At 65.3% G+C, this 15257-nt stretch carries 18 protein-coding genes; 2 read left to right on the top strand and 16 right to left on the bottom strand.

Going from position 1 to position 15257, the window contains the following annotated elements:
- Positions 1-245: 245 nt before the first annotated feature.
- The 3 genes from ACLBWL_RS16640 to ACLBWL_RS16630 form a co-directional block, all read right to left on the bottom strand.
- Positions 246-572, bottom strand: coding sequence for a hypothetical protein (locus ACLBWL_RS16640; protein WP_447794882.1), 327 nt, complete (start codon positions 570-572; stop codon positions 246-248).
- A 138-nt stretch (positions 573-710) separates the two neighbouring features.
- The gene (locus ACLBWL_RS16635) at positions 711-2042 is read right to left on the bottom strand and encodes an MFS transporter (protein WP_447794880.1); all 1332 of its coding nucleotides are present in this window, start codon (positions 2040-2042) and stop codon (positions 711-713) included.
- 93 nt (positions 2043-2135) lie between these two features.
- Positions 2136-2585, bottom strand: coding sequence for a response regulator (locus tag ACLBWL_RS16630; RefSeq protein WP_447794878.1), 450 nt, complete (start codon positions 2583-2585; stop codon positions 2136-2138).
- Between the two features lie 119 nt (positions 2586-2704).
- On the opposite strand from ACLBWL_RS16630, the gene ACLBWL_RS16625 reads away from it, so the two are divergent.
- Both ACLBWL_RS16625 and rsmD read left to right on the top strand, forming a co-directional pair.
- Positions 2705-4324: a pseudouridine synthase gene (locus ACLBWL_RS16625; protein ID WP_447794876.1), complete on the top strand. Its 1620-nt coding sequence runs from the start codon at positions 2705-2707 to the stop codon at positions 4322-4324.
- On the top strand, positions 4324-4866 hold the full coding sequence (rsmD, locus tag ACLBWL_RS16620; RefSeq protein ID WP_447794874.1) for a 16S rRNA (guanine(966)-N(2))-methyltransferase RsmD: 543 nt from the start codon (positions 4324-4326) through the stop codon (positions 4864-4866). The genes ACLBWL_RS16625 and rsmD overlap by 1 nt, the downstream gene beginning before the upstream one ends.
- Positions 4867-4899: 33 nt before the next feature.
- Here the strand turns inward: rsmD and ACLBWL_RS16615 are convergent, their stop codons facing one another.
- The 13 genes from ACLBWL_RS16615 to rplE all read right to left on the bottom strand — a co-directional run bounded on the left by ACLBWL_RS16615 (position 4900) and on the right by rplE (position 15222).
- Positions 4900-6159 carry an MFS transporter gene (locus ACLBWL_RS16615; RefSeq protein WP_447794872.1) on the bottom strand — a complete coding sequence of 420 codons (1260 nt, stop codon included), beginning with the start codon at positions 6157-6159 and terminating at the stop codon, positions 4900-4902.
- A 51-nt stretch (positions 6160-6210) separates the two neighbouring features.
- Positions 6211-7557 carry an ATP-binding protein gene (locus ACLBWL_RS16610; protein WP_447794871.1) on the bottom strand — a complete coding sequence of 449 codons (1347 nt, stop codon included), beginning with the start codon at positions 7555-7557 and terminating at the stop codon, positions 6211-6213.
- A 9-nt stretch (positions 7558-7566) separates the two neighbouring features.
- Positions 7567-8259: a winged helix-turn-helix domain-containing protein gene (locus tag ACLBWL_RS16605; RefSeq protein WP_132741525.1), complete on the bottom strand. Its 693-nt coding sequence runs from the start codon at positions 8257-8259 to the stop codon at positions 7567-7569.
- Between the two features lie 540 nt (positions 8260-8799).
- Positions 8800-9450, bottom strand: coding sequence for an adenylate kinase (locus tag ACLBWL_RS16600; RefSeq protein ID WP_447794868.1), 651 nt, complete (start codon positions 9448-9450; stop codon positions 8800-8802).
- Positions 9451-9502: 52 nt separating this feature from the next.
- Positions 9503-10867, bottom strand: coding sequence for a preprotein translocase subunit SecY (gene secY, locus ACLBWL_RS16595; protein ID WP_055872627.1), 1365 nt, complete (start codon positions 10865-10867; stop codon positions 9503-9505).
- 382 nt (positions 10868-11249) lie between these two features.
- On the bottom strand, positions 11250-11792 hold the full coding sequence (gene rplO / locus ACLBWL_RS16590) for a 50S ribosomal protein L15 (RefSeq protein ID WP_248522399.1): 543 nt from the start codon (positions 11790-11792) through the stop codon (positions 11250-11252).
- A 117-nt stretch (positions 11793-11909) separates the two neighbouring features.
- The gene (rpmD, locus tag ACLBWL_RS16585) at positions 11910-12086 is read right to left on the bottom strand and encodes a 50S ribosomal protein L30 (RefSeq protein ID WP_055872633.1); all 177 of its coding nucleotides are present in this window, start codon (positions 12084-12086) and stop codon (positions 11910-11912) included.
- Between the two features lie 6 nt (positions 12087-12092).
- Entirely contained in the window at positions 12093-12896 is an 804-nt protein-coding gene (gene rpsE, locus ACLBWL_RS16580) for a 30S ribosomal protein S5 (protein ID WP_447794865.1), read from the bottom strand.
- 3 nt (positions 12897-12899) lie between these two features.
- On the bottom strand, positions 12900-13256 hold the full coding sequence (rplR, locus tag ACLBWL_RS16575; protein ID WP_031393749.1) for a 50S ribosomal protein L18: 357 nt from the start codon (positions 13254-13256) through the stop codon (positions 12900-12902).
- Positions 13256-13789, bottom strand: coding sequence for a 50S ribosomal protein L6 (rplF, locus tag ACLBWL_RS16570; RefSeq protein ID WP_056047628.1), 534 nt, complete (start codon positions 13787-13789; stop codon positions 13256-13258). Before rplF ends, rplR begins: the two co-directional genes overlap by 1 nt.
- Positions 13789-14184, bottom strand: a complete 396-nt coding sequence (rpsH, locus tag ACLBWL_RS16565; RefSeq protein WP_031393751.1) for a 30S ribosomal protein S8 — start codon at positions 14182-14184, stop codon at positions 13789-13791. The genes rplF and rpsH overlap by 1 nt, the downstream gene beginning before the upstream one ends.
- A 10-nt stretch (positions 14185-14194) precedes the next feature.
- On the bottom strand, positions 14195-14500 hold the full coding sequence (gene rpsN, locus ACLBWL_RS16560) for a 30S ribosomal protein S14 (RefSeq protein ID WP_056015537.1): 306 nt from the start codon (positions 14498-14500) through the stop codon (positions 14195-14197).
- Between the two features lie 158 nt (positions 14501-14658).
- On the bottom strand, positions 14659-15222 hold the full coding sequence (gene rplE, locus ACLBWL_RS16555; protein ID WP_082441396.1) for a 50S ribosomal protein L5: 564 nt from the start codon (positions 15220-15222) through the stop codon (positions 14659-14661).
- Between the last annotated feature and the right edge of the window lie 35 nt (positions 15223-15257).

Here is a 15257-nt window from a genome sequence, read left to right as displayed (position 1 = left end):
GGCACGGTTTGATACGGTGCGTTACGCATTGGCGACTTAATGCGACCAGCGGATCACCACAGCGACGTGCAAACCAGGGTTTGGGCGCAGAATTGCATTCAATAAAATCGCCGTGGCCGCCGTCGAGCGCGAGGCCCTCTCGACCCGGTCGCCGAACGCAATCCTAAAAGTCCGGCGGACCGCGCCGTAACCGTTTGGCGTGGTCTTGCCGGCGGGTGGGATCATCGGGCCTATTATGCACCCGGTCACTGGAACGTCGCTCCGCTTGCAATTGCCTTGCTGGGACTGAGCCCCTGTTGTTCGAGGAACTGGTTGAGCCCCGCGACCAACGCTTGTGCGGCGACACTGGTCAAGGCGATACGCCCGACGACCACGCGCTCGAGCGAGGGCGGCTGGAGCGCGTGATCGCAACGCGCGCTTTCGAGCGTCACGACGATGACCCCGTTGAGGTTCGCAAACCCCGCAAGCCCGGTCGCGAAGACCTCGGGTGCGAAGGGATTGTCGATCAACGCGGGCAATTCTTGCGACGGCATGGGCGCCGACGTCGGGATACCCTTGATCTCGATACGCATGATGTCTTCCTTACACTGGACGGTTCGGCCTTGCGGTCGACCGTGGCGTAAGGCGCTCCAATGTCCCCCACGTGTCCCGTGAGACACGACTGCGACACATGCGGGATCGCGAGCGACGTCGGCGTTGCCCGCCGTCGGTCAGTCCTGCGGGGTGACGCGAGCGTCGCCCTCTCCCTCGACACCCGCACTGCCGATCGAGCGGTCGATCATGCCCGAGCGGCTCATCCACCAGAACAGCGCCACGCCCGGCAACGCGAGCACCGTCGTCAGCAGATAGAAATCGACATAGCCGAACGCATCGATGAGCGCGCCGGCGGTAGTACCGGTGACGATCCGGCCGACCACGCTGGCCGCCGCCGAGATCAATGCAAACTGTGCTGCGGTAAAGCGCAGGTCGCATAGCGCGGAAAAATACGCGATCACGACGACGCCCCCGAAGCCGCTCGAGGCATTCTCGAAGCCGATCGCCGCAGCCATTCCGAAATTAGAATGCCCCGCCGCCGCCAGCGCAGCGAACGAGAGGTTCGATACGCCCATGAGAACGAGCGACAACAGGACCGATCGCTTCATCCCCATCCGCGCATAGAGGATGCCGCCAATGAAGATGCCGACCAGATACGCGAAGAAGCCCACGCCGACATCGTAGAACGCGATCTCGTCGCCGGTGAAGCCGAGATCGTCGAACAGCAGCCGCAAGGTCAGGTTGGCCAGCGTGTCGCCGACCTTGAAGATCAGAATGAAAGCGAGGACCACGAACGCACCTTCGCGCGAAAAGAACTGCACGAACGGCACCCAGATGGCACGTAACCCCTCGCCCAACCCGCGCCGTTCGATTGGCGGGCGGCGACGTTCGGGCTCACCGAGCACCAGCCCGGCCAGCACCGCCGGCAGGGCGAAAATCGTGCAGGCCAGATACGCCGCGTTCCAGCCGGCACGTTCCGCGACGACGAGCGCGAGCGCACCCGCGCCTGCGGAACCGATCCGCCAGCCATATTGGCTCATGCCGGAGCCGACACCCAGCTGGCGCGGTTCGAGGATCTCGATCCGGAACGCGTCGATCACGATGTCGAAGGTCGCCCCCGCCGCGCCGACCAATATCGCCGCGGTCGCGGTACTGGCGATGCTTGCAGACGGATCGACCAGCGCGAGATTGACGACCGCTGCTACTACCAGCGCGGCGGTCACGGTCAGCCAGGAAACGCGCTGACCCAGTCGACCGATGATCGGTAACCGGATGCCGTCGACGATCCAAGCCCACAGAAATTTAAGATTATAGACGAGGAAGGCAAGACTGAACGCGGTCACCGTCTTCTTGTCGATACCGCTTGCCGCGAGCCGGGTGGTGAGCGTCGCGCCGATCATCGCATAGGGAAAGCCCGACGACATCCCGAGTGCGAGCGCGGCCAGCGGCGCCTTTTCGGCATAGGGTCGAAAGCCGTCGCTCCAGCGCTTGCTCGCGGTTTCGTCCATACGCCAAACTCTCCCTACTCGATCGAGCGGGACCCTAACGCGAAAACCACGGGATGCCAGCGCCGGCTAGATTCGATGCCGGGCCGGCGCCGGCTAGGTCAGCGTCTCGAACAGCCGGAACCCAGGCGGCAGGCGCTTCGGCGCAGCTCCGCCAATCTTCGCATCGATGACCGCGATCGCCCCGATCAGATCGCGCGGCGTATAGGGCTTTGCGAGGCAACCCATTGCCAGCGCCATTGCCTCGTCGGGAAAATTGCCGGTCACGAACATCACCGGCACGCCCCGCGCCTGCGCTGCGCGGGCTACATCGAGCCCAGAGCCATCCGCGAGATGAACATCGACCAGCACCAGATCGATTTGGGTACCACCGCCCGCATCCGTGCTGGCGGCGATGATCGCGAGCGCATCCGCCACCCGGTCGACCGTCGCGACGACCGTGTAGGCAGCGTCAGTCAGGAAATGCTCGTTGTCGAAGGCGATCAGGGGCTCGTCCTCGACCAGCAGCAGACGCACGATGTTTCGCTTCTTCTTGCCGAACAACATGATCGTCGAGACCCCAAAGCGCGCCGGACGGTCGTTACGCTTGCGTGTCCTAACGCGCCGCAGCACGAACGGTCGCAAATATTTCGCGCTGGGAGGCGATCCATAGTATCAGCCGCGCCATGACGACTTCAAAAGACGATAACCCGACTGCCAGCCCGTCGAACGACGCGCCCGCAACCTCCCCCGACGCTGCTGCACCGATCAAGGGCGACCGCATCGCCAAACTGCTCGCCCGCGCCGGGATCGCCTCGCGCCGCGATATCGAGCGGATGATCGCCGAGGGGCGCGTCGCGCTCAACGGCTCGACGCTAGATACCCCCGCGACGATCCTGCGCAACCTCAACGGCGTGACGGTCGATGGCGACCCGGTCGAAGCGCCCAGTTCCGCACGACTGTTCCTGTATCACAAGCCGACTGGGCTGCTCGTCACCGAGCGCGATCCGGCCGGGCGCACGACGATCTACGACCGCCTGCCGCAGGACTTGCCACGACTGGTGCCGGTTGGCCGCCTCGATCTCAACACCGAGGGACTGTTGCTGATGACCACCGACGGTGGGCTCAAGCGCCAGCTCGAACTGCCCGCGACCGGGGTCGAGCGCGCCTATCGCGCGCGCGCTTACGGTAACATCACGCAGCCGCAGCTCGAGGAACTGATCGAGGGGATCGAGATTGAGGGCGTGCGCTACGGCTCGATCAACGCCAATATCGAGCGTCGCACCGGCGCGAACGTGTGGATCGAGATGATCCTGACCGAGGGCAAGAACCGCGAAGTCCGCCGCGTCTTGGAACATCTGGGGCTTCAGGTCTCGCGGCTGATCCGGACGCGCTATGGTCCGTTCATACTCGGCGACCTGCCGCCTGGGCAGATCGGCGAGGTGCTCCAGCACGACGTCGTCGCGTTCCAGAAGGAGCTGGCGAAGGGGCGTCCGGAGGGTCCGGGCGCGCGCGCGAACATCGGGATCAGCGCGAGTGCCGGCGCGGGGGCCGGGATCGGCGTACGATCGAGCCAGCGGGGCAGCAATGCCGCCCGTTCTGCGCCGATTGGGCGACCCGCTACGGGCGCGCGGCCTGCAGCCGGCGGTGCACGTGCTCAGGTTCGCAGCCCATACACCGCACCGGCGAGTTCGGGGTTCTCCAACGGTACTGTACCGACCGATCGGCCTTCGCGACCTGCTCGGCCGGAGCGGATCCGGCCGACTGCGGCGATGCAGCGCGGCGATGTCAACGATCCCTGGGCGCGGCCGGATGCGCGCAATGCCGCTCGGCCGACGGGGACGCATCACGCCCGGCCGACGAGTGGCGAAACCTCGAAGCCGTATGTGCGTCAGGAGCGGGCGGATCGTGGTGAGGAACTGAGCACCAACCCGAAAATCAAGCATTTTCGCGCCGCCAAGCCCCCGCGTGATCGCGCCGCACCGTCGCGCGTTGGAGCTAGCGGGACGGCGTCGCCCCGTACCGCTAGCGGTACTGCGTCGCCCCGTACGGCTACACCACAGCGGCAGGAGCCCCAGCGCGGTTTCCGCCCTCAGGCCGACGATTCGCGGGGACGCGGCGCACTCGACAAGCGGGCGGCACGTAGTGCGCACGGTCGGCCCGGTGCAGAGCCGCGGCCAACGCGGTCGGAGAGTCCCGCCCGGCCAGAGCGCGGCAATCGCCCGGCGGCTCCCGGCAAGGGCCCATCGGGCGGGCGCGGTCATCCGCCCAAGGCGCCGCGGACACCAAGTGGAGGGAAGCGCTGATGCGGATCATCGCAGGGCAGTATCGCGGCCGTCAGATCGCCGCACCCAAGGGTGACACCACCCGCCCGACCGCGGACCGGATGCGCGAGACGCTGTTCTCGATGCTGACCAGCCGCGTCGGCAGTTTCGAGGGGCTGGCAGTCGCCGATCTGTTCGCAGGCTCGGGCGCGCTCGGGATCGAGGCGCTCTCGCGCGGCGCGGCGACGTGCATGTTCGTCGAATCGGACAAGCTGGCGGTCGACGCGCTGAAGACCAACCTCGCCAAGCTTGAGATCCGCGGCGATGTGCGCGCGACATCGGTGATGGCGCTAGGACCCGCACCAGCGCCGCTCGACGTGATCCTGATGGATCCGCCGTACAACACCGGTGCCGGGCTGGTCGCGCTCGACAAGCTGTCGCGGCTTGGTTGGGTCGGACCGGCGACATGGATCAGCTTGGAGACGGCGAAGGCCGAGCTCGTCGAACTTGCAGGGTTCGAGGTCGACGCCACGCGCGTGCACGGCAAGGCGCGCCTGACGCTGTTGCGGCCAGCGTCAGCGTAAAGGCATGTTCTCCCGCGAACGCGGGAGACATGCCTACCTCTTCGGGGTACGACCGAGGATCAGCAGCCCACCGAGGCTCAGAACACCCGCCGCCATCAGATACCCACCGACCAGCCACAACCCGCGCGGCGCGAGCGCCTCCGCCACGATCGGCGCGAGCGCACCGCCGAGCACGCCGCCCAGATTGAACGTCATCGACACGCCGGTGTAGCGCACCCCCGCCGGAAACAGGCTCGGCAGCCATCCGCCGAGCGGGCCATAGGCGAACCCCATCACGAACAGCGCGCCCGACAGCCACAGCCACACCGTGAACAGCGATCCGGAGCCGAGCATCGGCCCCATCAACGCGCCGACGCCGATGCAGCCGGCAAACCCGATCGCCAGCATCCGTGCCGCGGAATGCCGGTCCGCCAGCACGCTCGCGACGATCACGCCGCCTGCCAGAAACCAGATCGCCACGAGTTCGACCGCAAGGAACGCCTCGCGCGAATAGCCGAGTGTCTTGGTGCCGTAGCCGAGCGCAAACGCGGTCGCGAGGTAGAACAGCGCGAAGCACGCGATGACGCCGAACGTGCCGGCCAGCGTCGCGCGGAGGTGCTGCGTCAGCAACGTCGCGATCGGTACCTTGGGAAGCGCTTCGGTCGCCTCGGCTTCGAGAAAGGCGGGCGTCTCGGTGAGCTTCAGGCGCACCCAGAGGCCGAGCCCGACGAGGATCGCACTCAACAGGAACGGAATCCGCCAGCCCCAGGCCAGGAACTGAGCGTCGTCGAGCACCAGCCCGATCACCAGGAACAGCCCGTTCGCCGCCAGGAACCCGACCGGCGCGCCGAGCGGCGGGAACATGCCCCAGGTGTTCTTGCGGTGCGGCGGCGCGTTCTCGACGGCGAGCAACGCTGCCCCGCCCCATTCGCCGCCAAGGCCCAGACCCTGCCCCAGTCGCATCAGGCAGAGCAGCGCGGGCGCGATCCAGCCGACTTGCTCGGAGGTCGGCAGGAACGCGATCCCGACGGTCGATCCGCCCATCAGCAGCAGCGAGGCGACAAGCGTGGACTTGCGCCCGACCCGGTCGCCGAAATGCCCGAATACGACCGCGCCGACGGGGCGGGCGACGAAGGCCAGACCGAACGTCGCGTAGCTCAGCAGCAACTGCGTCGAGGCCGACTGCCCCGAAAAGAACAGCGGGCCGAAAACGAGCGCGGCGGCCGTCGCATAGATATAGAAGTCGTAGAACTCGACCGCGGTGCCGACCAGGCTGGCGGCAAGAATGCGGCGATGGGAGGCTAGCGTCGTCATGCGTTCGACATCGCCTTGCGAGCGGACGCGGTCAACCGATTGCCGCGACGCTCAAGCGGGGAGGACGATCCTTGCAACCAGTCCGGGGGCGTTGTCCGCGAGTTCGAAATGGCCGTCGTGCAGCCGCGCGACCGCTTCGATCAGCGCCATGCCGAGGCCAGCGCCGGGTGTGGAGCGCGCACTGTCGAGGCGGCCGAAGCGTTTCAACGCCTGTGCGCGGTCGGCCGCCGCGATGCCGGGGCCACGGTCCTCGACCTGGATCGCGACGCCGTCGGTGCGGTGGACGATCCGCAACGTGACCTCGCCGCCGCCCGCGCCGTGGCGGAGCGCGTTGTCGATCAAATTCGTGATCGCCTGGCTGATCAATTCGCGGTGGAGCTTCATCGGCGGCGGACGGTCGTCGATCGCGATCGTGAAGACGAGGCCCGCGTCCTCCGCGACGGGGGCATAGAGTTCGCCGATCTCCTCGAGCAGGTTCGCGGGCGACACCTCGATAAAACGATCGCGCGAGACCGAGCCCGAGCGGCTGATCTCGATCACCATCGTCAGCATCCGCATGACAAGGTCGGTCTCGACCAACAACCCGCCGAGCGCGGCCTCGCGTGCCTCCGGATCAGCGATCAGAACCGCTTGCTCGGTCTTGGTCCGCAGGCGCGCGAGCGGCGAGCGCAGATCGTGCGCCAGACTGTCAGTGACAATCCGCAACTCTGCCATCACCCCTTCGAGCTTGCCGAGCATGACGTTGAGGCGCGCGGCTAGCCGATCGAAGGCGTCGCCTCCCCCAGCGATCACATCGACACGACGTGACAGGTCGCCTTCCCCCGCCGCCTCAATCGCCTTGGCGATCCCGTCGAGCCGACGGCCGACATAGCGGGTAAGGACCAGCCCGCCGACAACACCGAGCGCCAGCGACAGGAACACCGCTACCGCCAGCGCACGCTCGATCGCACGCTCCTCCGCGGCGATCAGGTCGAGGTTCCGCCCGGTCAGCAGCCAGTAGTTCCCCAACGGGTGGAGCGCGTACCCCGTTTCGCGGGCGTGCCAGAGTTCATCGACGCCGAGGCGGGCAATCCGGAACTGCGTGGCCTTGAGCGGGACGGCGAGGCGTTCGGGCGCGATACCGACCACCGCCCTCCCCTTGGGATCGACCACCGCCAGCACCAGGGAAACATCACCGGGAACAACCGCGCTATCGATCGCCTGTCGAATCGCAGGCAGCCCGCCGGTCCGCCACACGGCACGCAACGCTTCGGACTGCTCGGTGGTCTCGCGGCGGATCGCGTCGATCGCGTCGGCGCTCGTGGTCTTCCAGACGAAACCGACCAGCGCAAGGTTCGAAACGAGCGCGAGCGCTATCGAGAGAAGCGCAATCCGGGCGGTGACTGAAAGGCGGATCACCCGCGAGCGTCAGTTTTCAACGGCTAGCCGGTAGCCTGCGCCGCGAACCGTGTGCAGGATAGGCGTCGGAAAGCCATCCTCGAGCTTGCGGCGAAGGCGACCGATATGGACATCGACGACGTTCGAGCCAGGGTCGAAATGATAGTTCCAGATCTTCTCGAGCATCATCGTGCGCGTGACGACCTGACCAGCGTGGCGCGCCAGGAATTCGAGCAGATTGAACTCGCGAGCGCCAAGCGGGATCGAGCGGCCGGCACGTGACACGGCGCGGGCGAGCAGGTCGATCTCCAGGTCGCCGACGGAGAGCTTGGTCTTCTGCGGCTCGGTTGCGGCGCGGTCGGAGCGGCGGAGCATGGCCTCGATCCGGGCGGAGAGCTCGGCGAACGAGAAAGGCTTGCAGAGGTAATCGTCGGCGCCGGCTTTGAGCCCATCGACACGATCATCGACCGCGGCGAGCGCGGACAGTATCAGGACTGGCGTGGCGATGCCGGCGGCACGAATAGCGCTGACCATCGACAGGCCGTCGAGGCCGGGCAGCATGCGGTCGGCGATGATAAGGTCGAAGATGCCCTCGCTGGCGAGGAACAGGCCGTCGCGGCCGTCGGCGCAGGCTTCGATTGCATGCCCGGCTTCGGCTAAACCCTTGGCAAGATACGCGGATGTCGACGCATCGTCCTCGACGATCAGAATCTTGCGGCTCAACGCGCTATCACCTTCCCTGCCACCGAAATCGGTCACTATCTCCTGCCCTCATAAACGGAAAGGCCGGCGGAAAGAAGTCTTCCCACCGGCCCCCACGGTACCCCCGGGAGTGACGGGCACCGATCTCTGGAAACGCGTGCGACCGTTGCTGGCCACGGGTTGGTTCTAGGATCGAGCGGGGGTCAGGGCGATGACTGACGGGTGACAATTGCGTCATGTTGATGGGGGGGCGAGATGTCCGCGACAACGGATGCATCGCGAGTGTGCTTGCGATGATGGAGCGAGCCATCAAGGTGAACGAGAGTGGGTCGATACCCCCCCTCCGTCATCCCGGCGAACGCCGGGACCCATGGTTGCGGGATTGGTGGTGGTTGCGCGCTAACGCAGGGTGCCCCGTATCCGTGGGTCCCGGCGTTCGCCGGGATGACGGAGGGGGGAACCGAGTGACGTAAGATCGTCGCGCTCGGTAGCTTGTTCCCCCGCGGAGGTCGGGGCCCAGTCTGGGCCCCCGCCTCCGCGGGGGAACAACCTTACTTACGCCTACTCACCGTCGAGAATTGCCGAAATCGCCGAACCGACGTGCGCGATATCCGCCATACCATCGACCCGGTGAACCAGCCCCCGGGCGTCGTAAATCGGCAGGATCGGTGCAGTTTTCGCGCGGTATTCCGCCATGCGGTTGTGGACCGTCTCCGCGTTGTCGTCGGGACGGCGCTTGAACTCGGTCGAGCCGCAGACGTCGCAGACGCCCGCCACAGCCGGCTTCTTATAGCGATCGTGATACCCCGTACCGCACTTGGCGCAGGTGTAGCGGCCAACGACGCGGTCGATCAACGCGGCTTCGTCGACGCCAAGTTCGATGACGTAGTCGAGCGTGCGACCACGATCGGCAAGCAGACCGTCGAGCGCTTCCGCCTGAGCAGCCGTCCGCGGATAGCCGTCGAAGATGACGCCGTTCGCGGTGTCCGGCTGGTCGAGACGCTCGCCGATGATGCCCGAAACGATCTCGTCCGAGACGAGACCACCGGATTCCATCACGGACTTCGCCTGGAGGCCGACCGGCGTTCCGGCGGCGACGGCTGCGCGCAGCATGTCGCCGGTCGAAAGCTGGACCATGCCGCGCTCGTTGACGAGCGTGGCGGCTTGCGTGCCCTTGCCCGCGCCGGGCGGTCCAAGAAGGATGATATTCACGAAACGCACTCCCCTCGTTCGTGCAGGAATTAAACCGGGTTAGCCCCGCAACTTAACGAAGTCGATTGCCCTTGAGCTTCGCCTTCTTGATCAGGTCGCCATACTGGTGCGCCAGCAGGTGCGACTGAATCTGCGTCACCGTGTCCATCGTCACGTTGACGACGATCAGCAGGCTGGTCCCACCGAGGTAGAACGGGATCTGCAACGCGGTCACCAGATATTCCGGCAACAGGCAGATGATCGTCAGATACGCCGCACCGATCACTGTGATGCGCGTCAGCACGTAATCGAAGTAGTTCTCGGTGTTCTTGCCCGGACGGATGCCGGGAATGAACCCGCCGTTGCGCTTCAGGTTGTCGGCGGTTTCCTCGGGGTTGAAGACGACCGCGGTGTAGAAGAACGAGAAGAAGATGATGCCGGCGCCGTACAGCAGCATGTACACGGGCGAACCATGCTGAAGGTACTGGTTGAGCGTGATGATGAAATCACCCCACTTCGACTCACCCGCAACGCGCTGTCCGGCGAACTGCGAGATCGTCAGCGGCATCAGCAGCAGCGACGACGCGAAGATCGGCGGGATGACGCCGGCGGTGTTGATCTTCAGCGGCAGATGGCTGCGATCGGCCTGCATGCCGCGCTGCGTCTGGCGCTTGGGATACTGGATCAGGATGCGGCGCTGCGCGCGCTCCATGAAGCAGATGAACAGGATCAGCACGACCACCGCGACGACGATGCCGATCAGCTTGATCGGATCGAGCGAGCCCGAGCGGCCGCCTTCGAGCAGGTTGACGAGCGTGACGGGCAGATGCGCGACGATGCCGGCCATGATGATCAACGACACGCCGTTGCCGATACCACGGCTGGTGATCTGCTCGCCGAGCCACATCAGGAACATCGTGCCGCCGATCAGCGAGATGACCGCGGCGACGCGGAACATCATGCCGGGCTCGATGACCGCCTGGATGCCCTGTGCCGCGCCGAGCGTCTCAAGGCCGACGGCGATGAAATAGCCCTGCACCGCGGTTAGACCGACGGTGCCGTAGCGCGTGTACTGGTTGAGGCGCTTGCGACCCGATTCGCCGTCCTTTTTGATGGCCGCGAGCGTCGGCGACAGCGAGGTCGCGAGTTGCACCACGATCGAGGCGGTGATGTAGGGCATCACGCCGAGCGCGATCAGCGACATGCGGCTGAGCGAGCCACCCGAGAAGGTGTTGAAGAAGTCGAGCACGCCGCCCTGCGTCTGCTGCGAGAGCAGGCCGAGCGCGGTCGGGTCGACACCCGGCAGCGGGACATAGCTGAGCAGGCGGAAAATGATCAGCGCACCGATCGTGAACCACAACCGCTTCTTGAGGTCGGTCGCCTTCGCGAATTTCGAAAGGCTGATGCTTTGCGCCATCTGGTCGGCTGCGGATGCCATGCGTGTGATCGTCCTGGAAACAAAGAAGGCGGGATGCGTTGTGACCGCCCCCGCCGCTCATATAGGCGCACGGGCGCGCTTGTCTAATGGCTAAGGCGGATATGGATGGGTGGAGAGCCACCTCGTCCATTCAATTCCGCCGTCTTGTTGCCCTCACCCCATTCCGTTCGTCCCGAGTAGACGTCGAGCTTGTCGAGACGGCGTATCGAAGGACTGGCCCGCTCGGGTCTTGTACCTCGATACGAGTTCTCGACTACGCTCGACCTCTACTCGGCACGAACGGGATGGGGGTAAGATCGCGTGGGCTGCCACGGCGGAGCATCTCAGAAGCCCTTAACGAAAAGGGGAGGGAGCGCACCCAGCGCCCCCTCCCCCATCAAGGTCAGGCTTTGAACGACGCCTTGTGCGCCGCACGCTCCTTGTACTTCACGCCCTTCTTGGCGGCAGCCTTTTCGGCTGCGGGGACGAAGTGGATCACCTCGACCTTGCCGCCGATCTTCTCGACCGCCTCGATCGCGCCCTTCGACGCGCCGTCGACGGTGAACGAGAGGACCGTGGTCAGCTCGCCCTTGGCGAGGAGGCGGACGCCGTCCTTGCCGCCGCGTGCCAGGCCAGCAGCCTTGAGCGCGTCGTGGTCGAGCGTGGCGTTCGCCTCGATCTTGCCGGCGTCGACCGCGAGCTGGATCGCGCCGAGGTTGACCTCTGCGAAGTCCTTGCGGAAGATGTTGTTGAAGCCACGCTTAGGCAGACGCATGTGCAGTGGCATCTGGCCGCCTTCGAAGCCGGCGATGGACACGCCCTCGCGGCTCTTCTGGCCCTTCTGGCCGCGGCCTGCAGTCTTGCCCTTGCCCGAGCCGATGCCGCGTCCGACGCGCATCTTGGACTTACGGGCACCCTGGTTATCGCGGAGTTCGTTGAGCTTCATGGTAATGCACTCGCTTTCGCTTGTTACGCGCTGGTTGGATTCACGGTTGGAAACCGGAAATGAGGAAGGGGGCCGTTAGCCCCCTTCCCGGTATTTGTCACTAGGTAGCGTGAAGGCTCAGCCTTCGACCGACACCATGTGCTGCACCTTGCGGATCATGCCGCGGACCTCTGGGCTGTCTTCCAGCTCGCGGGTCTTGTGCATCTTGTTGAGACCGAGACCGATCAGCGTTGCGCGCTGATCCTTCTCGCGGCGGATCGGCGAACCGGTCTGCGTGATCTTGATGGTTGCCATGATCGCTTACTCCGTGATCGCAGCTGCATCGGCCTCGGCGGTCTTCGAACCACCATGGCCGAGCAGGTCGGCGATCTTCTTGCCGCGACGCTGTGCGACGGCCTTGGGCGAGGTCTGCTCGCCAAGGGCCTCGAACGTGGCGCGGATCATGTTGTAGGGGTTCGACGTGCCGACCGACTTGGTCACAACGTCCGCAACGCCCAGCGATTCGAAGACGGCGCGCATCGGGCCGCCCGCGATGATGCCGGTACCCTGAGGCGCCGACCGCAGCGTAACCTTGCCGGCACCGAAGTGACCGTTGCCGTCATGATGCAGCGTGCGACCGTCCTTCAACGGAACGCGAACCATCTTCTTCTTGGCAGCAGCCGTCGCCTTCGAGATGGCTTCCGGCACTTCGCGTGCCTTGCCATGACCGAAGCCTGCACGACCCTTGCCGTCGCCGACGACGACGAGCGCTGCGAAGCCGAAGCGCTTACCGCCCTTGACCGTCTTCGAGACGCGGTTGATGTGCACCAGCTTCTCGATCAGCTCTTCGCCGCCATCGTCCGCACCCGGACGACCACCACGATTGTCGCGACCGCGACCGCCGTCACGACCACCGCGGTTGCCGCCCGGGCCACCGCTGCGGTTGCCACCGGGGCCACCACGGCCACCGCCGCCGCCACCGGGACCGCCGCGACCGCGACCGCCACCGTTGTTGCCCTGGTAGCCAGTGCTCTGCGGGACATTCTGAGCCGTGACGTCCTGCGCGGTCGTCTCGGGAGCGATTACTGCCCCAGCGTTTCCTGGCGTGTTGTTTTCGTCAGCCATGTCTTAGAACTCCAATCCGGCTTCGCGCGCGGCATCGGCAAGAGCCTTCACGCGACCGTGGTAGAGGAAGCCGCCGCGATCGAACACGACCTGGGTCACGCCCGCTGCCTTGGCAGCCTCGGCGACGCGCTTGCCGACCGAAGTCGCCGCGTCGATGTTGGCGCCGGACGTGCCGCGCACGTCCTTCTCCAGCGTCGAGGCCGATGCGACCGTCGTGCCAGCGGCATCGTCGATCACCTGGGCATAGATGTGCTTGCCCGAACGGTGCACCGACAACCGCGGACGGGTGCCTGCACGTGCGCGGAGCGCGGTACGGTTGCGGCGACGCCGCTTGGCGAAAAGAGAAAGTCCCTTGGTCATTACTTCTTCTTCCCTTCCTTGCGGAAGATGAACTCGCCGTCGTACTTGATACCCTTGCCCTTGTAAGGCTCGGGCTTGCGCCACTGACGAATTTCCGCGGCCAGCTGACCGACCATCTGCTTGTCCGAACCCGAGATCTCGATCGTCGTGTTGTCGGGGGTTTTGACTTCGATCCCCTCCGGCACGTCGATGTTGACGTCATGGCTGTAGCCGAGCTGCAGCTTGAGGTTGCGACCCTGCGCTGCGGCACGATAGCCGACGCCGGTGATCAGCAGCTTCTTGGTGAAGCCTTCCGACACGCCGGTGACCAGGTTCTGCACCATGGTCCGCTGCATGCCCCAGAACGCGCGAGCGCGCTTGGTATCGTTTGCCGGCTGCACCGAAATGCCGCCGTCTTCGATCGTGTAGCTGATCTCGTCGCGAAGCGGCATCTTGAGGGTACCCTTGGGGCCCTTCATCGTCAGCTGCTTGTTCTCGATGGTCGGCGTGATGCCCGCCGGTACGGTGACCGGCTTCTTACCAATGCGGCTCATCAGAACACCTCCGCGAGGACTTCGCCGCCGACGTTCTGCTCGCGTGCTTCGGAATCCGACAGCACGCCGCGGGGCGTCGAGACGATGGTGATGCCGAGGCCGTTACGGACGCGCGGGAGTTCCTGCGAGCCAGAATAGACGCGACGGCCGGGCTTCGAGACGCGCGCGACATGCTTGATCGCAGGCTGGCCCTCGAAATACTTCAGCTCGATGCGAAGGCCGGCCGCGGGGCCCATCTGCTCTTCGCTATAGCCACGGATGTAGCCTTCGCGCTGCAGAACGTCGAGCACGCGGACGCGCAGCTTCGACGCCGGCGTGAGGACGGAGTCCTTCTTCGCGCGCTGGCCATTACGGATACGGGTGAGCAAATCACCCAGGGGATCGGTCACTGCCATGATTTAGTCCTTACCAGCTCGACTTCGTGACGCCGGGGATGAGGCCCTTGTTGGCCAGATCGCGCAGCTGAATACGGCAGAGCCGGAACTTGCGGTAATAGGCGCGCGGGCGACCGGTCAGCTCGCACCGGTTACGGATGCGGGTCGGGTTCGCGTTGCGCGGCAGTGCCGCCATCTTGAGGCGAGCGATCAGACGCTCACCGTCGTCGAGCGTCTTGTCCGCTGCGATAGCCTTCAGTGCCGCGTACTTCGGGGCATACTGCTTGACCATGCGCTTGCGGCGCTCGTTCTTGTTGACTGAACTCAGTTTCGCCATCGACTTAAGTTCTTTCTTTCTTCTGCCCCCTCGCCCCTCCGGGGAGAGGGTCGGGGTGAGGGGCAGCCCAGCAGGACCGCGCCTCCCGTTTTCGGGCGGGGCGAGGGAGACTCACTCCCCCTCACCCCAACCCTCTCCCCGAGGGGAGAGGGAGTTACTTAAGCTGCCTTCTTCTCGTCGGCAGCGTCGTCTTCGATCGGGAACGGGAAACCGAACAGACGGAGAAGCTCGCGAGCCTCGTCGTCGGTCTTTGCGGTCGTCGTCACGATCACATCCATGCCACGGACCTTGTCGACCCGGTCATAGCTGATTTCTGGGAACACGATCTGCTCCTTGATACCGCAGGCATAGTTGCCGCGGCCATCGAAGCTCTTCGGGTTGAGGCCGCGGAAATCGCGGACGCGGGGAAGAGCGATCGTGATGAAACGGTCGAGAAACTCGTACATGCGCTCGCGGCGAAGGGTGACCTTCACGCCGATCGGCATGCCCTCACGCAGCTTGAACTGCGCGATCGACTTCTTGGCCTTCGTCACCACAGGCTTCTGGCCGGCGATCAGCTCCATTTCGGAAGCAGCCTGATCGACCTTCTTCTTGTCCTGCGTGGCTTCGCCGACGCCCATGTTCAGCACGATCTTGTCGAGCCGCGGGATTTCCATGACGTTCTTGTAACCGAACTTCTCGGTCATCGCCTTGATGATCGTCTCGTCGTACAGCTTGCGCATGCGCGCGACGTAGACGGCCTCGGTGCCGGTGTTCT

It is taken from the genome of Sphingomonas sp. M1A8_2b, from assembly GCF_053345535.1.
Note: the sequence above shows the minus strand (reverse complement) of the source record. Positions and strands in the feature narration are given on the sequence as shown.